General features: G+C 58.4%; 20 protein-coding genes and 3 pseudogenes. 15 read left to right on the forward strand and 8 right to left on the reverse strand.

All coding sequences use genetic code 11. From position 1 onward, the window contains the following. Positions 1-165: 165 nt before the first annotated feature. Positions 166-600 (forward strand): nuclear transport factor 2 family protein, encoded by a 435-nt coding sequence (locus tag FHT28_RS31110; protein WP_168598324.1) that lies wholly within the window; start codon positions 166-168, stop codon positions 598-600. Between the two features lie 72 nt (positions 601-672). Continuing rightward, positions 673-1,020 carry an SDR family NAD(P)-dependent oxidoreductase gene (locus tag FHT28_RS31115; protein ID WP_051963836.1) on the forward strand — a complete coding sequence of 116 codons (348 nt, stop codon included), beginning with the start codon at positions 673-675 and terminating at the stop codon, positions 1,018-1,020. A 45-nt stretch (positions 1,021-1,065) separates the two neighbouring features. Here FHT28_RS31115 and FHT28_RS31120 read toward each other — a convergent pair whose 3' ends face one another. Further along, a complete protein-coding gene (locus FHT28_RS31120; protein ID WP_037198343.1) occupies positions 1,066-2,085 on the reverse strand; it encodes an AraC family transcriptional regulator in 1,020 nt (339 codons plus the stop codon). Positions 2,086-2,208: 123 nt separating this feature from the next. Between FHT28_RS31120 and FHT28_RS31125 the strand changes: the two genes are divergently transcribed. The 3 genes from FHT28_RS31125 to FHT28_RS31135 all read left to right on the forward strand — a co-directional run bounded on the left by FHT28_RS31125 (position 2,209) and on the right by FHT28_RS31135 (position 5,882). After that, a complete protein-coding gene (locus FHT28_RS31125; RefSeq protein WP_168598325.1) occupies positions 2,209-3,657 on the forward strand; it encodes an APC family permease in 1,449 nt (482 codons plus the stop codon). Continuing rightward, entirely contained in the window at positions 3,654-3,830 is a 177-nt protein-coding gene (locus FHT28_RS31130; protein ID WP_168598326.1) for a hypothetical protein, read from the forward strand. The genes FHT28_RS31125 and FHT28_RS31130 overlap by 4 nt, the downstream gene beginning before the upstream one ends. A gap of 66 nt (positions 3,831-3,896) precedes the next feature. Next, positions 3,897-5,882: a primary-amine oxidase gene (locus tag FHT28_RS31135; RefSeq protein ID WP_168598327.1), complete on the forward strand. Its 1,986-nt coding sequence runs from the start codon at positions 3,897-3,899 to the stop codon at positions 5,880-5,882. Positions 5,883-6,206: 324 nt separating this feature from the next. Here the strand turns inward: FHT28_RS31135 and FHT28_RS31140 are convergent. The 5 genes and pseudogenes from FHT28_RS31140 to FHT28_RS31160 form a co-directional block, all read right to left on the reverse strand. Then, a pseudogene (locus FHT28_RS31140) lies at positions 6,207-6,416 on the reverse strand (ISL3 family transposase); the annotation flags it as partial. A 98-nt stretch (positions 6,417-6,514) separates the two neighbouring features. Then, complete coding sequence (locus FHT28_RS31145) at positions 6,515-7,276, reverse strand: metallophosphoesterase (RefSeq protein WP_168598328.1); 762 nt, start codon at positions 7,274-7,276, stop codon at positions 6,515-6,517. A 375-nt stretch (positions 7,277-7,651) separates the two neighbouring features. Then, a pseudogene (locus FHT28_RS31150) lies at positions 7,652-7,885 on the reverse strand (FadR family transcriptional regulator); the annotation flags it as partial. A gap of 194 nt (positions 7,886-8,079) precedes the next feature. Continuing rightward, positions 8,080-9,066 carry a substrate-binding domain-containing protein gene (locus tag FHT28_RS31155; RefSeq protein WP_037198336.1) on the reverse strand — a complete coding sequence of 329 codons (987 nt, stop codon included), beginning with the start codon at positions 9,064-9,066 and terminating at the stop codon, positions 8,080-8,082. A 48-nt stretch (positions 9,067-9,114) separates the two neighbouring features. Then, positions 9,115-10,095, reverse strand: a complete 981-nt coding sequence (locus FHT28_RS31160; RefSeq protein WP_168598329.1) for an NAD(P)-dependent oxidoreductase — start codon at positions 10,093-10,095, stop codon at positions 9,115-9,117. A 259-nt stretch (positions 10,096-10,354) separates the two neighbouring features. Between FHT28_RS31160 and FHT28_RS31165 the strand changes: the two genes are divergently transcribed. Continuing rightward, positions 10,355-11,095: an ATP-binding cassette domain-containing protein gene (locus FHT28_RS31165; RefSeq protein WP_037198334.1), complete on the forward strand. Its 741-nt coding sequence runs from the start codon at positions 10,355-10,357 to the stop codon at positions 11,093-11,095. A 40-nt stretch (positions 11,096-11,135) separates the two neighbouring features. Then, positions 11,136-12,134: an ABC transporter permease gene (locus FHT28_RS31170; RefSeq protein WP_037198332.1), complete on the forward strand. Its 999-nt coding sequence runs from the start codon at positions 11,136-11,138 to the stop codon at positions 12,132-12,134. A 284-nt stretch (positions 12,135-12,418) separates the two neighbouring features. Here FHT28_RS31170 and FHT28_RS31175 read toward each other — a convergent pair whose 3' ends face one another. Beyond that, complete coding sequence (locus tag FHT28_RS31175) at positions 12,419-12,793, reverse strand: VOC family protein (RefSeq protein ID WP_037198331.1); 375 nt, start codon at positions 12,791-12,793, stop codon at positions 12,419-12,421. Between the two features lie 40 nt (positions 12,794-12,833). After that, positions 12,834-13,637: a helix-turn-helix transcriptional regulator gene (locus FHT28_RS31180; RefSeq protein WP_168598330.1), complete on the reverse strand. Its 804-nt coding sequence runs from the start codon at positions 13,635-13,637 to the stop codon at positions 12,834-12,836. Positions 13,638-14,069: 432 nt separating this feature from the next. Here FHT28_RS31180 and FHT28_RS31185 point away from each other — a divergent pair, with 432 nt between their 5' ends. From FHT28_RS31185 to FHT28_RS31220, 8 genes and pseudogenes are all read left to right on the forward strand, one after another. Beyond that, positions 14,070-16,100 carry an FUSC family protein gene (locus FHT28_RS31185; protein WP_168598331.1) on the forward strand — a complete coding sequence of 677 codons (2,031 nt, stop codon included), beginning with the start codon at positions 14,070-14,072 and terminating at the stop codon, positions 16,098-16,100. Next, the gene (locus tag FHT28_RS31190; RefSeq protein WP_168598332.1) at positions 16,097-16,306 is read left to right on the forward strand and encodes a DUF1656 domain-containing protein; all 210 of its coding nucleotides are present in this window, start codon (positions 16,097-16,099) and stop codon (positions 16,304-16,306) included. The genes FHT28_RS31185 and FHT28_RS31190 overlap by 4 nt, the downstream gene beginning before the upstream one ends. Next, positions 16,303-17,181 (forward strand): HlyD family secretion protein, encoded by an 879-nt coding sequence (locus FHT28_RS31195; RefSeq protein ID WP_168598333.1) that lies wholly within the window; start codon positions 16,303-16,305, stop codon positions 17,179-17,181. Before FHT28_RS31190 ends, FHT28_RS31195 begins: the two co-directional genes overlap by 4 nt. Positions 17,182-17,652: 471 nt before the next feature. Further along, entirely contained in the window at positions 17,653-17,934 is a 282-nt protein-coding gene (locus FHT28_RS31200) for a type II toxin-antitoxin system ParD family antitoxin (RefSeq protein ID WP_113108640.1), read from the forward strand. Next, positions 17,924-18,241 (forward strand): type II toxin-antitoxin system RelE/ParE family toxin, encoded by a 318-nt coding sequence (locus tag FHT28_RS31205; RefSeq protein WP_168598334.1) that lies wholly within the window; start codon positions 17,924-17,926, stop codon positions 18,239-18,241. Before FHT28_RS31200 ends, FHT28_RS31205 begins: the two co-directional genes overlap by 11 nt. Before the next feature lie 178 nt (positions 18,242-18,419). After that, a pseudogene (locus FHT28_RS31210) lies at positions 18,420-18,554 on the forward strand (IS5/IS1182 family transposase); the annotation flags it as partial. 745 nt (positions 18,555-19,299) lie between these two features. Beyond that, complete coding sequence (locus FHT28_RS31215) at positions 19,300-21,186, forward strand: sigma-54-dependent Fis family transcriptional regulator (RefSeq protein ID WP_168598335.1); 1,887 nt, start codon at positions 19,300-19,302, stop codon at positions 21,184-21,186. Positions 21,187-21,348: 162 nt separating this feature from the next. Next, on the forward strand, positions 21,349-22,422 hold the full coding sequence (locus tag FHT28_RS31220; protein WP_168598336.1) for a 2,3-butanediol dehydrogenase: 1,074 nt from the start codon (positions 21,349-21,351) through the stop codon (positions 22,420-22,422). The last annotated feature ends 73 nt before the right edge of the window (positions 22,423-22,495 follow it).

The raw sequence follows: 22,495 nt of genomic DNA on the forward strand, positions 1-22,495 counted from the left end.
TCCCTGTTGAGGTCGAGAGTATTCAACGCTTCTTGAGTTCCTTCCAGTTCTCTCCCCGCAAAATCTCCATTCCCTCTACGCCAAGACCTGTTGCCAGAAATGCACGATCTTTTTGGCGGCGATCACATCAGCGACGCCCTGTGAGTAGCAAAAAATGGGGAACCAATGACTGAGACGATAGATACGGCCCGCGTCGCCGACATACTGGAAATCAATACTCTGAATGCGAAGTACAACTACGCTGTCGACGATGCCGACGGAAAGGCCTGGGCAGCGTGCTTCACGAAGAGCGGCGTATCCAACGCCCTGATCGAGGGGCAGCGCCCCCGCGGTCCAGAGGAGCTTGCGGCGTTCGTCAAGCTCTGCAACGAGACTTTCGGCAACATGCATCACCTCACGACCAACGAGATCATCACATTCGAAGGCGATACCGCACGACAAAAGGCCTACCTGCAGTTCTTCGTGGTCAAGGACGGCAAGACCGAGGGCAGCATCTGCGTCTATCACGACTGGTTGGAGCGCGAAGACGGCGCCTGGAAGTACAGCCGTCGAGACGTCGAGTACAAGGTCAAGTTCACTGAATTCGTCCAGCCGTCCTAACGTTATGGAAGCCGACGTGTGACCTGTCCCGGAAATCGGGATTCCAAAAATTTCAGCAGACTGGAGACGCATATGCAACTCAAAGATAAAGCCGTCCTTATCACCGGAGCGGCCGGAGAGATCGGAAAAGCTGCGACGAAAGCTTTCCATGATCAGGGTGCTAATCTCGTCCTCGTCGATCTGAACAAGGACGCTCTCGAAGCGATGTCTGCCGAGCTCGGTCTCGAGCCGGACCGAAGCGTCGTTATCGCCGCCGACGTTTCGAAAGAGACCGAGGTGCAGAACTTCGTCGCGTCGACCAAGGCACGGTTCGGAAAGATCGACGTGTTCTTCAACAATGCAGGCGCCGAGGGAAAGACAGGGCCATGTTATAAATTACCCCTACATAATAACTATATATCGAACCGAAAATCATTCTGACGTCGTTGGGTGGGTAACACGATTACCAGATCAGCTTGCGAGAGGTTAGCCACTAGACGAGTTCCAATTTCGTCTCGCACGCCATAATACGGTGTTGTCTGCATAGCCCGCCATGCTTGCCAGTTCGCTCATCGAGCAACCGTTCCTGCCATCCGAGTGAAGGGAAATAAGAGCCTGTCGATAATCGCGGACCAGGACTCGCAAGGAGTTCCCTTCCTCGGCTAACTTCCGCTGCAGGCTGCGGGGCGACATCTGCAGTTCGTCTGCAAAGGCCTTTACAGTGATCGGCCTATGACCGAGATAGATCCCTATCAGAGCCCGGACTTTCTCGCTTAAGACCGCCTCCGATCTGGGCCGGTCGAGCAGATCGGTGATGTGCCGCAGCAGGATCTCGATCAGGCTTTTGTCCTCCGTACGATGAACGCGATCGGCCTCCGCTCTGGACATGATGATGCGATTGCTGGACTGCCCGAACAGTATCGACGCACCATAGATCCGTGCAAGGGAGGTGGTGTCTCGAGGCGCCTGATGTTCAAGGTGAATCTGGATCGGCCGCCAGCCACGGCGGAAGCATGCGCGCACGAGCTGGCATGATGCGGCAATCGTAAACTCGCTGTCCTGCCGCCGCGGCCACATGGATGGATCGTCGATACGGTAGCTCCAGACGAAGTCGCCATCCTCCTCGAAAACGCCTGAACTGGTGGCTCCCTGAACTGCATTGACATACCGCGACAGGCGCTCGAAAGCTGAACGAATGGTTGGCGACAGGGCGAAGAGCATGCCGATTGGCCCGATGTCGGCGGGCTCGAAGCCCACACCCATTCTGGCACCGAATGAGGGCTCGCCGGTGATGATTGCCGCGTCTTCAAATAGCGCGATGTACCGCGCCATTGGCAGAACTGCATAGGGATCGGCCAGTTGCGACCGTAGAATACCGTGCGACGCCAGCAGAAGGTCGGTTTTTCCGGATTTCCTGTCAATTTCCTGCACCAAAGGGATCAGCACGGAGGCGCGAATTGAGGCAAAAGGCGGCATCTTGCTGACTAAATGCGGTGCAGTTGCCATTTCGAGTATCCGTGGCTGTTGGTGTGGCGCGAACTATCGATTCATTGGCGTAACTTGCAATTTCAGTGCCAGAAGCCAGCACGTAGCCTCCCTTCAAATGATAAAGAAGCAAGGGGTTCTTCAATGACACTGGAAGCAAGCATCCCGGCACCCACACAGCCGGACCGCCTGGCCAAGAATTCCGTCGGGCTCGCCCACATCGTCTTTTTCGTGGTAGCAGCCGCAGCGCCGCTGACCGCTGTCGTCGGCGCGTCGCCCGCAGCATTCGCCTTTGGCAACGGCGCAGGCGTCCCCGGCGCCTTCGTGCTGGCCGGGCTGCTCTACCTGATCTTTTCCGTCGGCTTTACCGCGATGAGCCGCCATGTCGGCGGTGCCGGCGCATTCTACACCTATATCACGCATGGGATCGGCAAGCCCGCCGGCGTGGGCGGCGCGTTCATGGCGCTGGTGACCTATAGCGCCGTGCAGATCGCCATCTATGGTTTGTTCGGCTTCTTCATGGCCGGCGCGGTCGCTCCGTTCGGGCTTGCACTGCCCTGGTGGGCATGGTCGTTTGCGGCTCTGGTCGTGGTCCTGATCTGCGGCCAGCGAAATATCGCATTTTCCGGCGCTATTCTCGGCGTCTGCATGATTGCCGAGATCGCCATCCTTTTGCTGCTCGACGTGGGGATCGTGTTTACCGGCGGCGGACCGGAAGGCATGAACCTCTCGTCGTTCGCCCCATCCGCGGTATTTGGCCCTGGTCTCGGCGTGGCACTGGTCTTCGTGATCGGCTCCTTCATCGGCTTTGAAGCGACCGCAATTTTCGGCGAGGAAGCCGAAAATCCGGAGAAGACCATTCCGCGGGCAACCTATGTTGCCGTGACGCTGATCACGCTGTTCTACGCATTCTCGACCTGGGCTATCGTCCAGTTCTACGGTCCGAGCAAGGTTCAAGCCGTGGCCAATGCTGGCCTAGACAGCTTCTATTTCAACGCTGCCAATTCCGTTCTCGGAGCCTGGGCCAGCCAGGTGATGAACGTGCTGCTGATCACCAGCCTGTTTGCTTGCATTCTATCCTTCCACAACACGCTCAACCGCTACTTCTTCGCACTTGGGCGCGAGGGCTTAGCCGTCAGAGCGTTGGGTAAGGTTCACCCCAAGCACGGCTCGCCTTATGTCGCCGGCCTTATTCAAAGCGAGGCTGCGGCCGTGATATTGGGCCTGTTCGTCGCCTTCGGCGCCGACCCCTATACCGTGGTCTTCTCCTGGATGGCCGCACTCGCGGGTATTGGCATCCTGCTCGTCCAGGTACTTGTCTCGGTGGCGATCATCATGTTCTTCAGGAAGACGCCGACCAGCCACGGGATCTGGACCACCATCATCGCCCCGGTCACCGGGCTGGTCGGACTGCTCGGATCCCTGGTACTCGTCACCGCCAACCTCTCGCTTCTCTCGGGTAGCGACAGCCTGATTGTCAAGGCATTCCCTTACGCCATGGTCGTCGTCGGCATTCTCGGCGCCATCTTTGCGGTACGGGTCAAGAAATCTCAGCCGGTTCTTTACGCCTCGCTCGGAAAGGTGTTCGAATGACCACCACCAGCCAGCTGGCGCTTTCGGATCGGCTTCTCCTGCTGACCCTCGCCCTCCTCGTTGTCGCGACGCTTGCCGTTGGCATCAAGACGCACGCTTTCTGCTCGATCTTCTGTGTCCACGGTGACCGAATGGTGGAAAGCGACATCTGCTCAGGCCGCTCGGCGGGCTGACACACCCAGAATATGGGGCGCGCGCCTTCCGCCGCCCCGACGTCTCAAGATTTGAAAGGCAAACCCATGGACGCCGTCGTCGCGCTCACCCATCCACTCGACCCGCTGAGCCTTGCAGAAATTGGGGCTGCGGTTGCCATCCTCAAGGATGCAAAGTCCCTCCCATCAACCGTCCGATTTCCAATCATCCGGCTCGAAGAGCCGACCAAGGCGGATCTGGCTGCCCATCGCCAGGGCGGCTATCTCCCGCGCCGCGCCTTCCTCCTCGCAATGGACATTAGCAACGGCGAGACCTTCGAGGGTATCGTCGATCTGAGCAAGGGCGAGGTTGCCTCCTATGTCCGCCTGCCGCTCAATGAAATGCCCTATGGCCAACCGCCGGTCATGCTTTGCGAATTCGAGACGGTCGAGGGAACGGTGAAATCCGATCCTCGCTGGATCGCCGCGGTCAAGAAACGCGGGATTACCGATGAAGACATACCACTCATCCAGATCGATCCGTTCTCGTCAGGCTATTTCGGCCACGACTTCGAGAAGGGCAAACGCATCGTGCGCGCCGTTTCCTACTGGCGCGGTGATGTCCGCGACAATGGCTATGCCCACCCGGTTGAAGGTGTCGTTGCGGTCGTCGATCTGACCGCCAACAAGGTGGTCGATCTTCACGATGACGAGAAGATCATTCCGGTGCCGAAGAAAAAACGGAACTACGGTCGCGAATCCTTTCCCGAAACGCGGCCCGACCTGAAGCCTCTGCATATCGTCCAGCCGGAAGGCACGAGCTTCTCGGTCGACGGCTGGAAGGTGGAATGGCAGGGCTGGAGCTTCCGCATCGGCTTCACGCCGCGCGAGGGCCTGGTGATCTACGAGCTGGGCATCGACGACCAGGGCCGGAAGCGGCCGGTGATCTTCCGCGCCAGCGTCACCGAAATGGTCGTGCCCTATGCCGATCCGACCGCCAACCATTACTGGAAGAGCGCATTTGACGCCGGCGAATATGGCCTGGGGCGCCTGGCGAACTGCCTGGAACTCGGCTGCGACTGCCTCGGCCAGATCCACTATTTCGACGTGCCGGCGGCCGACGATTTCGGCCAGCCATTTGTCATGAAGAACGCCATCTGCATGCACGAGGAAGACTATGGCATCCTTTGGAAGCACTACGAATTCCGCAACGGCATCTTCGAAGTGCGCCGCTCGCGCCGTCTCGTTATCTCCTTCTTCGCCACCGTCGGCAATTACGACTACGGCTTCTACTGGTATCTCTACCAGGACGGCACGATACAGCTGGAAGCGAAGCTGACCGGCATCATCCAGACGGCGGCCGTCGCCGATGGCGAGACCTATCGCTGGGGCGGCATGGTCGACGACAATCTCGGTGGGCCGACGCACCAGCACTTCTTTAACGTCCGCCTGCACATGGACGTCGATGGCGGCGGCAACACGGTGACGGAACACGACTTCGTGCCGCGCCCCTGGGGCGAGGACAATCCCTACGGAAACGTCTTTGATACCAAGAGCCGGGTGCTGAAAAGCGAACTCGATTCACCGTCAGTGGCCAATGGCGAAACAGGTCGATACTGGAAGGTGCAAAATCCGAACGTGACCAACAGCGTCGGCAAGGCGCCCGGGTACAAGCTTGTCGCTATGCCCTCGCCCGTGATGCTGGCTCAGCCAGAATCGACGGTCGCTCAACGCGGCGGCTTCGCCAAGAAGCATGTTTGGGTCACCGCTTTCGACGAAAAGGAGAAATATGCGAGCGGCGACTATCCGAATGTCCATGCGGGTGGCGATGGCCTGCCGGCCTACGTCAAGCAGAACCGCCCCATCGAGAACGCAGACCTAGTGCTATGGCACTCCTTCGGTCACACGCATGTCTGCAAACCCGAGGATTTCCCGATCATGCCGGTGGAATACGCCGGCTTCACCCTGAAGCCAAATGGCTTCTTCGCCGGCAACATCGCCATGAACCTACCGACGGGGGACAATGGACATAGCGTCGACAACCGTGTTCAACAGGCCGGGGGCAAACCAGCTCAAAGCTGCTGCAGCAAGTGATTACTGCCGCGCTCCCGGAGGCATTAGCATCCGGGGGAGCGGGAAAAACGTGGGGGTAAGGCTCTTTCACGTGGATTGAACTTACCCCAGCGGTTAGCGATTTAATTGCACCAATCACCGAGGCATTGTCGCCAGAAAGTCATAGATCTCTTGATCGAGAACCTCGGTCGGCTCGTTGTTCGACTAAGCGACAGGATCTTCGCCACCGAGAATTTGAGCATCGCGTAAGCGCAGCATTTTCTTTATGATTTCATCATCGAGAAATATAAGTAACTTGTCGGTTTCACGCATTGCGTGTCGTTTTGCATTTAATCGGGGGCTTCCTCAATTTGTGTGGAGATGAGTCAATTTGATTGGCATCATCCGCGCCCTAAGAAGCTCTGGTCCCGCCCTGCCGCACATTGCGCGCTTGATCGTCTTCAGTCGGTTGATCCGGCCTTCTGCCTGACCGTTGCTCCAGGGCAGGTCGATGGCGTTACAGACGGCGTCGATATCACGGCGAAGTACAGGGGCAAAACGGGCCAGGGCCGAGACGCCTTTATGATCTAAATAGCCTTATGACTTATCTGCGATTTTATGGCGTAACATCCTGCTATGGAAACCATTGAAACCCGATCTCCTTCTCCTGGCGATTAGTCTGGTCGCCACTCGCCGGCCTGGACGATACCGGTCTCGGTTAGTTCCGTGCATACGAAGTGTGAAAGCTCATTGCGCCTGATTACGGCGGCGCTCAGCCGGCTAGTCCGATATGCTCCGGTATCCAAAGCTATGCGATTCAAGTAGACTTCGGGTCGCAGCGACTTCGTGATCGTGTGACCGTGCAAAACGACATGGTCAAACACATCCATATGGTCGAGGAAGCCCGCCCTGATCCAACGCAAGTCGTATTCGCTTTGATTTGCAAGCTGAACACCAGGACGTATTCCAGCGTGAACAAAGCAGAAGCGCCCGATCTCCTTGAATGTCAGCGCGTTTTCTAGCAAGTCCACATGGTGTGGGAAGACGCGGCGAATTTCCGCGGCGATGTTCTCGAAATCCGGCACCGGGCGATTGGAATATGCGCTCATCGTTGCGACGCCTCCCCAGTCCATCCAGTTGACGGCGTCCTCATAGGTGAGAGCGCCACGAAGGAGCTCACGCAGGTAAAAATCATGGTTGCCAAGGATTAGTCGAGAACCCGGATAAAGGTCGAGTGTCGAACAAACCTGATCGAGTACCTTTGGACTATCTGGGCCGCGGTCGATCAGATCGCCGAGGAAGATCACGACCGGCTTGGATTGCTGATCATTCGAGGCAGCCGCGATGTATCCAAGCATGGCCTCAAGAAGATCGGCGCGTCCATGGACGTCGGCAATGGCATAGATGTCGGACGGTAAGCTCTCGGTTCTAGTCACTGTTTCTTCCTGCAGGCAAACAAGGTGCGCGATGGTATCCCTGGTGCTCGCAAGGTATCGGGACTTGGAGCGGCGGGGACGGGACCAGGGCCAAGCCTTGGTGTTGGCAGCTCCTATAGGCCATGTCGACCTTGACGCGCCATCAAAAGTGAATATTGGCGCGAAATTTCCGACTTGTCTTAGCCTGATTTGGAATGTCGTGACTGTGAATCGGCTCCGAACGCTCACCCCGTTGACATCATCGACAACCATTTGGAAACGCAGTGAAAATCAAGAAATTAAGTGGGGTTATCCCCGAGCCGGCAGGAATCCCGCTTTGGCGCGCAATTGCGTAATAGGATCAATATGTTGGGTTCCATCCCCAAGGCCCTACCTTCGGAGCCGATTCACACTGACGTCAAAGACTGCCGACCATTTTGTCTCATTTGGCAGGATCGTGCCCGGCGGATAGTCGCCGCGCACGATTCGCAGACCAATCTCGGCTGCCAAAGACACATGAACACTCGCCCCAGTCATGCGGGGAGAATTTGGGCGCCTTGTAGTGACCGAGCGGTCAACCATCACCACCTCGACCGCAGCCGTTGGCTTTCCCGATTTTTTGTCAGGCATTTATTTCTACCGCCTCGGCATTCTTTCGACTGTCTGCACGTATGATCAAAACAATCGTAATAACGAGAAAGTCGCCTGCGATTGACGCCGGCACAAAGCGCGGAATTCAGGGCGCGTCAAGCCCCGCGGATCTCTCGATCCGTCTCGTGAGGACATTCGGCGCACCCTTGAACCGGGTGCGCCGAATCGTAAACCTACTTTTGAATGCAGGTGTCGACTGTATCCTTTGTGCACTCATCGAGCCCGGTGAAGACCGGATCTTCAACCGGCTTGCCGGCAATCAGATCCATCAGCACCGAAGGTGCCTTGTAGCCCATCTCGAATGGCCGCTGGCCGACGAGCGCAGTCACCAGACCTTCCTTCGCAATGGCAACCTCGTCGCCGATCGTGTCGGCCGCACCAATAACGAAATCGTTGCTGGCGATCTTCTCGGCCATCGGTTTGAACAGATCGCGATAGGGTTGCGGCGCGCCGAACAATGGCCAGCCACCCATAATGCCGAATGCGTCCATGCCGGGATTGGCCGCGAGAATATCGGTCATTGCCTGAACACCCTTGGCACCGTCGTCATTCGTGAACACCGGGCAGCCGGCAACCTCAGTCCAACCACCCTCGCCTTTCAGCGCGGTCAAGCCTTTCTGGCCAGTGAGCGTGTCGCGCATCCCTTGTGCGCGGCGCAGAATATTGTCTGCTCCCGGATTGCCTTCGATCGTGCAGATCTTACCGCCCTTCGGCTTGGCCTTCTTGATGTACTCCCCGATGCGGGCGCCCATCAGATAATTGTCCGTGCCAAGATAAGTCTTGCGCAAGGCTGCATCCTCGGCAGCAAGATCGGCATCGAGCGTCATCACCGGAACCGTTGGGTTGGCGGTCTTCAGGGTCTGGGCGATGAGCTTTGCATTTGACGGCGAAATTGCGATTGCAGCCGTGTCTGCCTTGCCCAACATATCCTGAACGATCTGCGCTTCGCCGGCTTCATCGGATGTCGATGCCGGACCGGTGTAGAAGCACTCGTATTCCGCCGTGGGATTCTCTTTGTTCCATTTCTGGCAACCTTGATTGATTGCTTCGAAGAACGGATTGTCGAGGCCCTTGACGACGATGACGAGTTGTTTCTTGGCCAAGGCCTGCCCGGCGGTGAGTGCTAAGACTGCGGCTGTAAGTAGTAATGCCTTCCTCATAGTTTCCTCCCTTGAAACAGACGGACACCGCGTGCCCGCCACACGAAATCAACCCGGATACCAGACGATGCGAGGCTCCTCCTTCGAACGCTCATATTGCCATGCCGAGTCGATAAGCATCTCGAGATCGTAGTAGGGCCGCCAATCCAGCAGGTATTTTGCCTTGCTGTTGTCCATCCAATTGGAATGGAAGCGGCTTGGTATGTCGATGGAGCCGAGATTGCGCGTGCGCCGGAGATAGGCGGCGACTTCAGCATAGTCGACAGGTCTGTCCATGCAGATGTTGAAGAGTTGCCGCTCCGCCCGGGGGTTGTCGATCGCTGCCAATATTGCCGATACGAGGTCATCGACGTGCACGAAATTGCGTTTCAGCGGACGTCCGTCAGCATCGAGCAGCAGCGGCACCGTACCTATTGCTGCATAGCGCCGCGCCGCTTCTTCCGGAACGAGCATCTTCCAGTCCGGACCGCCAAAGACGTCGTCTCCAAAAGACAGCGAATACTTGAAATCGTCCTTCTCCATGATCCAGGGCGCGCGCAGACAACAGCCATTCAGTCCGTACTGAATGCCGAACTGCTCCAGCATGACCTCTTCCAGAACCTTGGAGAGCGCATAGCCACCCGGATAAGCACAATGGGGGGTACTCTCGGTGATCGGGCCGTTGTGGCGATAGTGGAAATGCCCCACGCCCGCATCGCCGCCGATCAGGATGAACTGGCGTGCCGTGACGTTCGTACGGAACTCCTCAAGCAGCCAAAAGAGACCTTTGACCGTGACATCCATGATGTCGCTCGGCGTTTCCTTGCATGTGGCGAGATGCACGACATGGGTAACGCCATTCAGCGCCGCTACCACAACATCGCGATCGGCGATCGAGCCGCGGATGACGTCGACACGGTCGGTCTCATCGCACAAACGATTATGACAAAGCGCGCGGATACGGGCTTTGGAAAATCTCGGATCGTCAAGCAGCCCAGCAATAAAGCGCCGCCCGACCTTGCCCGTTGCACCGGTAACAAGGATCAGCATGCTCTTTCTCCCATTGATAGCTAATATCCGGGCGCAACTCTCGTCAAACGATATTTGTCTGACAAAACTGATTTTGCGATAATAAGGCCAAACCTCGGACAATTAGTTGACGCTATCGCGGGGTTTTGCGTAAATGCTCTTGATCGCTTCTCCTCGGAGGACATTGGAAAAGCGAATTCGCTGGAGCCTCGCGTCGAAGACAAGCAGGGTTCGGAGCGACGGATGGCCTGCAAGTTTTGGGTAGGAGGCCCGGAGGCTGGTGGCGGTTCTTGAGCTCAGCAATATTTCCAAACATTTCGGTGCCATCCAGGCAGTCAACGATGTTTCGTTTTCGCTCGAAGCGGGGCAGGTTGTCGGCTTGATGGGCGACAACGGCGCTGGCAAGTCCACATTGGTGAAGATGATTGCCGGCAACTTTCGACCGAGCCATGGAACCATGCGGCTCGACGGCACCGATCTCGTGCTACATCGGCCAAAGGAAGCGCGCCAGCATGGCATTGAGATTGTTCACCAGGATTTGGCGCTCTGCAACAATCTGACGGCGGCAGCAAACGTGTTCCTCGGACGAGAACTGCGCCGCGGCGTATGGCCTCTTCGCATCCTCGACCACAAGAGCATGTACAAGCGCGCCGGCGAGATATTTCGCGAACTCAAATCCGAGACGCGGGCGCGCGATCTCGTCAAGCAAATGTCAGGTGGCCAACGGCAAGCGGTAGCGATCGGCCGCACGATGCTGTCTGAAGCGAAAATCGTATTGATGGACGAGCCGACAGCAGCCATTTCCGTGCGCCAGGTGGCTGAGGTTCTGAATCTGATCCGCCAATTGCGGGACCGGGGCATTGTCGTTGTCCTGATTAGCCACCGCATGCCCGACGTCTTTTCGGTCGCCGACCGCGTGATCGTGATGCGGCGAGGCAGAAAAGTAGCCGACAAGCAGATTGCGGCAAGTTCGCCGGAGGAAGTGACAGGACTGATCACCGGCGCCATCGAACAGGTGTGATCGATGCTATCCGTTGCAACAGGAAGGAAGAAGGTCGACGATGGCGATTACACTTGACCAAACGATCGGACAGAAACAACGGAGTTGGCTTGCGACGATCGTGGGCGGCCAGACATTCTGGGTGCTGATTGCAGTCATTCTCGCATGCATTTTTCTGTCGATGGCGACGGACTCCTTTGCGACGGCGAAGAACATCTACAACATCACCCGCAACGTCACTTTCGTCGCCATTATCGCGCTGGGCATGACGCTGGTCATCATCACCGGCGGCATCGATTTGTCCGTTGGCTCCGTGCTTTGCCTGTGCAGCATGGTGCTGGCGGTCGTCATGCACGCGGGATACAGCATTGAAGTCGGCATCGTCGCCTCAATCGGTACTGCTCTTCTGGTCGGAGCTTTCAACGGCATATTGATTGCCTATCTCGGCTTCCCACCTTTCGTCGTCACGCTCGGCATGTTGTCGATTGCGCGCAGCCTTGCGATGGTTGCGTCCAACAACACTGTCGTTTTCCAGTTCGGGCCTGATCACGACAAACTACTGGCGCTGGGTGGCGGCGCTTGGGTTTTCGGCATCGCCAATCCAGTGCTTTACATGGTCGTGCTGGCACTCATTACCGGTTTCGTGCTGCGCTGGACCAAATTCGGCCGCTATGTTTTTGCCATCGGCGGCAATGAGCACGCCGCAACACTGACGGGCGTTCCCGTGCCGCGGATCAAGGTTATCGTATATATGATTTCTGCCCTGTCGGCGGGGGTTGCCGGCATCATCCAAACCGGCTGGCTCGGCGCTGTCACCACCAACATTGGCGCCGGGATGGAACTTCAGGTCATTGCCGCCGCGGTTATTGGCGGAGCCAATCTGGCTGGCGGCGTGGGCACCGCGTTTGGAGCGTTGATCGGCGCCGCACTCATAGAGATTATCCGTAACAGCCTTGGCTTGCTCGGTATCAACGCGTTCTGGCAAGGTAGCTTTATCGGTGGGGCAATTGTGCTTGCCGTCCTTCTCGACCGAATTCGCAACTTGAGACACGACGAGTAGGTGAAGCCAGTCGATCGCGGATGATGACTTCTGGCCGGCGCTGGTGGAAGCATTGGGGAAAGTTTGGTTGCGGGGGCCGGCTCTGTTGCAAAAATTTCTTGGTGTAGAATGGAATTCCAGACGGTCTGTGTTTTTGACGAGGAAGCCCTCTTTTTTACCGCCCGCAATCGCGCTTCACCGTTACCGGGCGATTGTTCAAAGCCGCTTGCAATCAAAAGAAGGAATATTTTTCTCTGATCTTACGGCTCCAAAATTTTTTCAGCAGAGCCCTACGCACAGCTACCTCATTTCATCGGATGCGTCCGTGCGGTCAGCTTGTTTCCGTCAGGGTCGCGAAGATATGCGACGAACGCGCCGTTCGGCCGTTCCGTAGGCGGGCTCTCGATTGCCATGCCGCCATGTGCGACACCGGCGGCATGCCACGCCAGGACATGGTCGGGGGTCGTCGCCGCAATACCGATCGTTCCGCCGTTGGCAGCGGTCGCCGGCTTGCCGTCGATCGGTTTCGTGATCATCAGCCGCCCTCCTTCATGGGCGTAGATCAGCCGGCCTCTCGCATCCATCTCGCCGGGCTTGCCCCCAAGGGCGACGAAGGTGGCATCGTAGAAATTTCTCGACCGTTCGAGGTCGTTGCTGCCGATCATGACATGGGTGAACATGCTTTATCTCCTCTCGGGTGGTAACTGTATTTCCTGGTGCCTACCGGTCAAAGTTACCTAAATATCTGGCTGGCGATGTGCCAAGCGCTTTCTTGAACATGGTGATAAACGCAGACACGGATTCATATCCAAGGTCGCCCGAAACCTGCTGCACTGTCGCCCCCGCTGCAAGGCTGCGGATTGCGACGATCAATTGCAGCTGCTGTCGCCAACGGCCGAATGTCAGTCCGGTCTCATGCTGAACGAGACGTGCGAGCGAATTTTCACTCATTCCTAGTCGCCTTGCCCATTGCGCCATCGTACTGCGATCGGAAGGATCATCGGCCAATTCCGATGCAATCCGCACAAGCCGGGGCTCATCCGTGAGCGGGAGATGAAGATGCTCTACCGGCATCCGCGACAATGCCGACAGAAGCAATGTTGCCATGAGTTTAGAGTCAGCAGTCGCCGCTGCGGTCTGATCGGCCATCTCAATGATAAGTTCCCTGACGAGCGGGGATAGGGACAGCGTGCAGCATCGGTCCGGCAGATCGGCGGCGCCCGGCTCGATGAACAGAAAAAACAAACGGGCATTGGCGGTTGCCACATTGCTGTGCGGCATGCCGCCGGGAACCCAGACGCCGCAATGAGGCGGCACCATCCACAGCCCGCTTGGAACGCGACATGTCACGCCGCCCCGCGAAGCCATGACAAGCTGCCCTTTTCGGTGGCGGTGTTCAGGTGCCTCCCGTTCATTCTGCGAGACGTCGATCCTCACGGCGTGCACAGGCGCAAGGGAGGTTTCGATCTCGTGGTCGGCAAAAGCTTTAGATAGAGAGAGCGACTGGTGGAATTTAGTTATCATTAGAGAGAATATCTAAATTCATCTGCGCGCTTTGTCGATAGAGTCACGTCAAAGAGTTCGGAGATTGACGATGACAGTTCAAAAGCAAGAGCCGCAATGGTGGTCCGATATCATCCAGGCTGAAATCCGATTGCCTCAAAAGGGCTCTCGCAGGCTTCGCATTTTGCCTCCCCAATGCACGTCTATGGGGGCCGGTGGCATAGCCATTGTACGAAAGTTCATAAAAGCCTGCCTCGCGCGGACACTCTGGCTCTTTCGTCATCAGCCGACCCCCAGTTCGGCTGTTTCGTGTGCAGATCCACTCGAAGTTTACATGTACGCCTGCATGATGGCTCCGGTCTTTTGCTACGTCTCGCCCACAGTCTACGGACTGACTGTCTCCAATGATGAACGAGGTGCCACGCGGGTCGATACTCACTCGGGAGACGACTTGTGAGCGCACGACCGGTCGTCACCACCAGTAATGTAATATTTTCGTTGAAGACATTCCTGGCGGCAATGCTGGCCTATTACATCGCAATAAGGTTCGATCTGCCGCGACCGTTCTGGGCGGTGGCAACCGTCTACATCGTTGCTCATCCGCTTTCGGGTGCGATCTCGTCGAAATCATTCTATCGACTGCTGGGGACCCTGACCGGCGGCGTTGCGACGCTTATCATGATCCCAAACCTGGTGAACGAACCAGTGCTGCTTTCCGCAGCGATCATTGTATGGGTTTCAGGATGCACTTTTCTCAGCCTTCTTGATCGCACGCCTCGCGGCTATGCCTCTCTCCTGGCCGGCTACACCGTGCTTCTCGCGGGACTGCCGCTCGTCGCGGCGCCAGCAAATACGTTCGACACTGTCGTTTCCCGCGTAGAGGAGATCGGGCTTGCGATCCTGTGCGCCTCGATCGTCAGCCACGTTGTTCTTCCAGTTCATGTCGCTACAACCCTCCTCGGGCGGATCGATGCCTGGATCGCAAGGGCGCAGACGCTCTTTACGGCAACCGCAACTGCCGAGGCGGACGAAGCCCGAAGCAGAGCGGAACGGTACGCCTTGGCGGCGGACGCGGTCGACCTCCGGTCGTTCACGGCCCACCTTCGATATGACGGATCGAGGTATCGACGCGCAGTGTCGGTGGTGAGATCACTGCAGCAGCGGATGGTGTCCTTCCTTCCGTTGCTGAGCGAACTGGAGGATTTGCGACGAGCACTGGCGAAGCTCAACCCCCCCCGCTCGGAACAAGCTATATCAATGATAGCAGCTGTGGGATCGCGCTCACCAAGCGCCTCCGGGTTCTTCCAGACCAGGGCTGATTTGCTCGCCTCTTCCGGAGCGCCTCGATCATGGGAAAGTCTGCTTCTTGCCAATGTTGCGCGGAACCTGCGGGATGTTCTTCAGGTTTCTCGCGGATGTCAGTTCCTTCAGGACGCCCTGAAGGAGGAGAACGCAGCGAGAGAGGCTCGTCGCTTCGTTTCTCCGGAGAATATTCCAGCTCCGCACCGTGATATCGGCATGGCATTGCTATCGGCGCTGGCGGTTGCGATCTGCCTGGCGACCTCCATGTTCTTCTGGATTGCAAGCGGCTGGACGGACGGGATGACATTTGCCCAGATTTCGGGTGTGCTTTGTTGCCTTCTGGCGACGATGGATGATCCGGTACCAGCCATGCGCAAATTCATCGATGTCACAATCGGTGCCGTCATCGCAGCGTTCGTCTACGGCTTCGCGATCCTTCCGCTGATTGATGGTTTCGTGCCGCTCGCCGCTGCCCTCGGGCTATTCATGATCCCTGCCGGGATATGCCTCGCTGTGCCCTCGCTTGCGATAATCGGCATGGGGCTGTGCATAAACTTTCCGCTTCTTCTCGCCCTCCAGGCGCGCCAGAGCAGCGACTTCATGATGTTTGCGAACACAGGCATCGCAACCATTCTTGCGATGGTCTGGACAATCATGGTCTGCGGCATCTTCCGATCTGTCGGGACGGAGACCAACGCCCGGAGGCTTTTCTTCGTGACCCAGAAGCATGTCGCCAGGATCGCGGCTGGCCGACATGCAGACGCCCATGTCACGCGCCATCACCTCATCGATGTGGCAGGCCTGTTCGCCGCCAGGGCGGCGAAATTCTCTCCCGCCTCCGGCGCCTCCGATCCAGACCTTATAAGGGATCTGCGGACAGGACTTCATATAACAGCGATGCAAGAACTCGCGGATGAAGCCTCAATGCCGATGCGCCTCAAGGCGCAAGCAATCTTCTCCGGACTGGAGACGTTGTATCGGCTTGCGCCCGCCGAGCGAGGCGAACCATTGGAGAATGCAATCGGAATGCTGGACGACCTTATCCTTTCTACTGCGGACATGGTTCCAGTGGATGCCGAAACGAAACTTGTGGTGCACGCTGCTGGTCTTCGTCTGTGCCTCGCCCCGGAGGCGGATTTCCCGATATTGATAACACCTCCTTCAAAAAGGAATGCCGCGTGACCGGACAATTCGACCTCTATGGTGTCTTTCTGCCATGGTTCTCGGCACTCGCGCTGTGCGCATACGGTCTGCTCCGCATGTTTACATCGCTCCTCGCCAGGCTCGGGCTTTATAAAGTGGTGTGGCATCGCTCCCTGTTCAACCTCGCACTTTACATCACCGTCCTTGGCGGGCTTTCCGCCCTTTTCAACTGGTTGCAGATATGAAGAACCTTACGATCACCTCAGGCAGAGCCCTGTTGACCTTATCTATGGTGAGCTGCGCCGCGGTTCTCAGCTGGCACCTGTGGTCCTACTACATGGAGGCGCCGTGGACACGGGACGCTCATATCCGGGCGGACATCATCCGGCTGGCACCAGATGTCTCGGGACCTGTCACCGAGGTTCTGGTATCGGACAACGCTCAGGTGGAGAAAGGGACGCCCCTCTTTCGAATCGAAACAGACCGCTTCGACCTTGCGCTGCGCGAGGCGGAGGCCCAGGTGCAGAGCAGCAAAGCTGCCGCAGAGCTGGCGAGGACAGATTTCGAACGGTATCTACTGCTTGCATCCAAAGAAGCAGCCAGCCTCAAGGAGCGGCAGCATGCGGAGAGCCAGATGCGCCAGGCAGACGCCGCCTATCAATTGGCACTCGTGGGCGCTGACCTGGCGAAGCTGAACCTTGACCGGACAATCGTGAAGGCACCGGCCTCGGGTAAAATCACGAACTTCTCTCTACGTCGCGGAAACTATGTTTCCGCCGGAAGTGCGGTTGGGGTGCTCGTGGAAAGGCCATCCATCTATATCGCTGGATACTTCGAAGAAACCAAACTTCCACGTATCCACATCGGCGACCGTGTGAAGATCGATATCATGGGAGAGCCGCAATCGGTTACCGGGCGCGTCGCAGGTATTGCCGCCGGAATCGAAGACCGAGAGCGAAGTGATGCTGCAGGCTCGCTGGCCAGCGTTGCCCCGACGTTCTCATGGGTTCGTCTGGCCCAGAGGATCCCGGTGCGCATCGAGTTCGAAGATGTCCCGGATGCAATTCAGCTGGTTGCTGGGAGGACCGCTACAGTCTCTGTTGAACCGAAGGGCGACTAAGGTGTGAACCCATCCCATGCGCTGGAACGTGTAGATCGAGGTATACGCGTCCCTTCGCCTTCGTGACTTAAATCTGCTAAAGGTAGACTTGAGGGTCCCTCAGCGATGATGCCTGCACTATGTCTGATTAAGGCATTCCGAAGCGTAACCGGTGTGCTGTTCACACCATCGCCGAATGTCGGTGCTTTAGCGGTGCGTGAGGAGAGATCGACACGCTCAGAAATGGGTGAATGGCTTTTGATCGAAATTACTTCGCCGTTCCTCGCCCGCTGCATAGCGCGGCATATCATCTAACGCTGCCTGGAAGGCAGTGCGGATCTCGTCCTGACTAAAATTCCGATCCCAAGGCTCCGTCTGGGGAAGAAAACAGGCTCACTGTTCCGAACTAGCGGCGACCGCATTGCTCATTCTTTTTGCCACGACGCGAGCCTGGTGGTAAGGTTTCCCACCAAAGGGCCGAAGAGGATAACCATGTCGAACGTTTCAAAGGTCAGCATTGCAGTTACGCCACAGCAAGCTGAGCTGCTGCGGGATGCGGTCGAAAGTGGCGCCTATGCCAGTAGCAGTGAAATTGTCCGCGAAGCGATGCGTGATTGGTCCGCGAAATGGGCTACCCGAAAGAACGATATCCAGCATCTGCGCGAACTGTGGGCGCAGGGTAAAGCCAGCGGTACACCAAGAGCTGTTGATTTCGAGGCAACCCACGAAAAGGCTCGTCAGAAACTGAGCGCCGCGCGCAAACGTGGTGGTTAAGCTTGTTTGGTTGCCTCAGGCCGAGGATGACGTCATCAGTATTTATGTCGAGATTGGCCTCCACCAACCGCTGGCGGCTGAGCGCTACTACGAGCAGTTTAAGCAAAAGGTCAGCCTTTTGGCCGATCAGCCGCAGCTTGGTCAGCGGCATCCCGAAATCGCAGCCAGCGCGCGGATGTTGGTTGAAGCACCTTATGTTATTCTCTACGAGACGATTCCGGATGCCGATCAGGGACCAGTCGACATCGTACAGATTGTGCGTGTTGTGGATGGCAGGCGCGATCTGCGCAACTTTTTAAAAGGTTAGAAGCCGCCCGGCTATGTGAAGTGGAGTGTCGCTTTCAGCTAGATTTGCGCCACTTTTTCATTTAGCATTGTACCAACTGATTACATTTATGATGTTGATCGAAAACATCTTCTTGCAGTGTGGGTGGATCCGTCCGAAATGAAAAGTGGGTCAAATTCGTGCGATAATCAACAACCGACACATCGAAGCGATCAGGGCGGACGGTCGGATGAAATGGCAAGTAACGACCGGCTATGGCAACCGCTCGCTGGTCGAGACCGCCATCGGCGGATACAAATCGATCATCGGACTTCGACGACGTTCAAGCATTCATCGGTACAGATGCATATCGCACCCACAAAGACCGGCGTTTCCCGAAGCTCGACAATCGCGATATCAGCAGCAATCCGGCGTTCAGCCTCTCCGACCCCGATACCTTCGGACTTTACGAACGCGCATATGAGCGGACCGCCGCGCTATATTACCACGGCAGGCCCACACTGAAAGAGCTCCTCGCGCGTATCGCGTCCAACGCGGAGCGCCTCTAGCGGTCCGGTCGCATCCCGGCTGCTCTTTATAAGAGACTATTTCACAGCTGGTCGCGAATGGATCCCGCAGCAACCGGTCCGGGCACCGGAGAGGAGGTCGACTTCGTGCCGACCGAACTCAAGATCCGTCAATCAGTGAAAGCAATAAGAGGCACCAGTACCTACGGGGGTTGAAGGACTCAGGGCCAAAGTGGTGATTGCCGCCGGGCGCCCGCCATCAGATGTCTGGCTTCCCATGATGAGCGGGCTATGCGTCCACCGGCTTGCTTAGGATGGTCTACCGCCTAAACGGCGTAGCAACTCCGCCAAGTTGCCGTCGCTGATGAGATGGTCAACGGGGGTGACACAGGAGTTACTTCGAGCCTACTTCGACCTTACGATGCCGCTAACGGCAATTGGCTCCGCCATCTTGCCCAGGGAAGCCTGGTTCTGGATGAAGGTCGAAGTGCGCCGAAAGATTAGGCAGCCCGCGCAATTGCGGCTATGATCTCCTGGAAGATCACGGGAGGCGGCCTTGAGAGCCGGTGATTGATGGATTTTGCGGATCACGTTAAGGAAATCGAGCGGGTCGGACAGGGAAGCAATACGGGGCGCGACGCCATCGTCGTGGAATCCTGGCGACGTTGCCTGGACACCTACCAGCTTGACCCGGCACAGGCGCGCGAGGCGGTCATCGTCTCGCAGACACGGCTGCGCGAACATCGCCAGCAGGCGGAAGACCTCGTGCACATCGCCCGCTCTGGTCTGGAGCGACTCTACCGGCAGGTTGCCGAGCAGAACTATGTGCTGCTGCTCTCCGACCGTCAGGGCGTTACCGTCGAATTCCTGGGCGATCCGTCCTTCAACAACAACCTGCGCAAGGCGGGTCTTTATCTCGGCTCCGAATGGGCCGAGCCCCGCGCCGGCACCTGCGCCGTCGGCGCCTGCATCGCCACCGGCGAGGCGCTGACCATCCACCAGACAGACCATTTCGATATCACGCATACGCCGCTCTCCTGCACCGCCGCGCCGATCTACGACACGCAAGGGACCCTGGCCGCCGTCCTCGACATTTCGCTCCTGAGTTCGCCGATCCTCAAGGCGAGCCAGAACATGGCGCGCCATCTCGTCTCTTCCACGGTGCGGCGCATCGAGCTCGCCAACCTCATGGCCAGCAGCCGTCACGATCTGGTGCTGCGCTTTGCCGGCGCACCGGAGTTCCTCGACGTCGACCCGGAAGCGGCGATTTCCGTCGACGGCGCGGGCCGCATCACCGGCATGACCCATGGCGGCGCGCGGCTTCTTGCGGCCTCGCGCGGGCTCGACTGGCGCAGGCCCGAGCTTCTGATCGCACAACCGGTCACCGACTTCTTCGAAGCGGGGCTCGACGAACTCGCGTCCCTCACCCGCGCCAGCCTGCCGCAGAACCGGCGGATCGCCGTGCGCGACGGGTCGACCCTCTATGCCCATGCCATCGAGCCGCAGCAGCGCACGGTGAGCGTGCCTGTTGCGCGTCCGTCCCGGCAACAGCCGGCGATGAGCAGCCTGGGCGGCAACGTTCCGGCCGTCGACGAACTCAGGCGCAAGGTGACGAAACTCGCGTCGAGCAGGCTGCCGATCCTCATCCAGGGCGAGACCGGAACCGGCAAGGAATATCTGGCGCGCATCGTTCACACGGTGAGCGGGCTTTCCGGCCGCTTCGTTGCGGTCAATTGCGCGGCCATCCCCGAACAGCTCATCGAAAGCGAATTGTTCGGCCATGCGCCGGGGGCCTTTACCGGCGCGCTCGCCAAGGGCCGCAAAGGGCTGGTCGAGGAGGCGCAGGGTGGAACCCTGTTCCTCGACGAAATCGGCGACATGCCCTACGCCGCACAAAGCCGGCTGCTCAGGGTTCTGGCCGAAGGCGAAGTCCTTCCCGTTGGCGGCTCGGTCCCCCGCAGGGTCGATTTCCGTGTGCTTTCGGCGTCGCATCGATCGCTGGTCGACATGGTTGCGGCCGGCGCGTTCCGCGAAGACCTCTATTACCGGCTGAACGCCGCGGTGCTTACGCTGCCGCCGCTCTGCGAGCGCGAGGACCTGCCCTGGCTGCTCGAACAGCTGCTCGAAAAGCATGGCACGGAGGGCCGACCTCTCAGGCTCTCGGGTGCCGCCAGACTGCTCGTCCTCCACTATGCCTGGCCGGGCAATATCCGCGAGCTCGATAATGCCATTGCCTTTGCCGCAGCGCTGTGTGACGACGGTCTGGTCGAGGTAACGGATCTGCCGGACCAGCTGTCGGGCATGTCCGCGATCCTCGGCGAAGACAGCCATCAAGCCGACCTCAGGGCAGTGCTTCTGACCTGCAAGGGCAATGTATCCGAAGCCGCACGCCGGCTCGGCATCGATCGCACCACCTTGCACCGCCGCATGAGACGGCTCGGCATAGACCGCCCGCATTGAGCCCCACACTGTGGCATCCGCCACAGCTGTTGCGCCGCAGCTGTTGCATGTCGCGCCGCTGCCGGCACGAAAAGCTGAATGATATCAGTCATCAGCCCGGCGCGCGCCGCTGGCATGGGCATTGCTCCTCCCCTGTTGTCAAAGACAGCCAATGGAGGAAACATGCGCGCACTCAGATTTCACGCAGCCAAGGACTTGCGGCTGGACGACATCCCCGAGCCGAAGCAGCCGGGGCCGGGACAGGTTCTCGTGCGCAACCGCTTCGTCGGCATCTGCGGAACGGATCTTCACGAATACAGCTACGGTCCGATCTTCATTCCCAAGGAGCCGCATCCGTTCACCGGCGCGCACGGCCCGCAGGTCCTCGGCCATGAGTTCGGCGGCGTCGTCGAGGCCGTTGGCGAGAGCGTGACGTCGGTCGCCCTCGGTGATCGCGTCTCGATCCAGCCGCTGGTCATGCCGAGATCGGGCGACTATTTCGCCGATCGCGGCCTCTTCCATCTGAGCACGCAGCTGGCGCTGGTGGGACTGAGCTGGGATGGCGGTGGCATGGCGGAAGCCGCTATGGTCAACGAATACAATGTCCAGAAGATCCCGGACGAGATGACCGACGAGGAGGCTGCACTCGTCGAACCGACGGCGGTTGCCGTCTATGCCTGCGACCGCGGCGGCGTGACCGCCGGCAACAGCGTTCTCGTCACCGGCGCCGGGCCGATCGGCATGCTGACCCTGCTCGCCGCCCACGCGGCCGGTGCCGCGCAGCTCTTCGTCTCCGATCTTAACGATGCCCGGCTGGAGCTGGCCAAGAGCGTGCTGCCCGACGTCATCACGATCAACCCTAAGCGCGACAACGTCGGCGATGTCGTCCGCACGCAGACGGAGGGACAGGTCGGTTGCGACGTGGCGATCGAATGCGTGGGCAACGAACATGCGCTCAAGGCCTGCGTCGATGCGGTACGCAAACAGGGCGTGGTCGTCCAGACCGGATTGCACCCGCACGAAAACCCGATCGACTGGTTCCAGGTCACGTTCCGCGACCTCGAGGTCAAGGGCTCTTGGGCCTATCCGACACATTACTGGCCGCGCGTGATCCGCCTGATCGCCTCGGGCCTGCTGCCGGCGACCAAGATCGTCACCAAGCGCATCACGCTCGACACGGCGGTGAAGGAGGGTTTCGATGTCCTGCTCGATCCGGCCGGCACCCATCTAAAGATCCTGATCGATCTTTCGAAATAAGCATCTCTGCGACGCCTGTTCCGGGAGAGGAGCCCGGCCGGCGGAGGCTTTGACGCTTTCCGGAACGCCCCCA

It is taken from the genome of Rhizobium sp. SG570 (assembly GCF_012275345.1).
In the GTDB taxonomy this organism is placed as follows: Bacteria; Pseudomonadota; Alphaproteobacteria; order Rhizobiales; family Rhizobiaceae; genus Rhizobium; species Rhizobium lusitanum.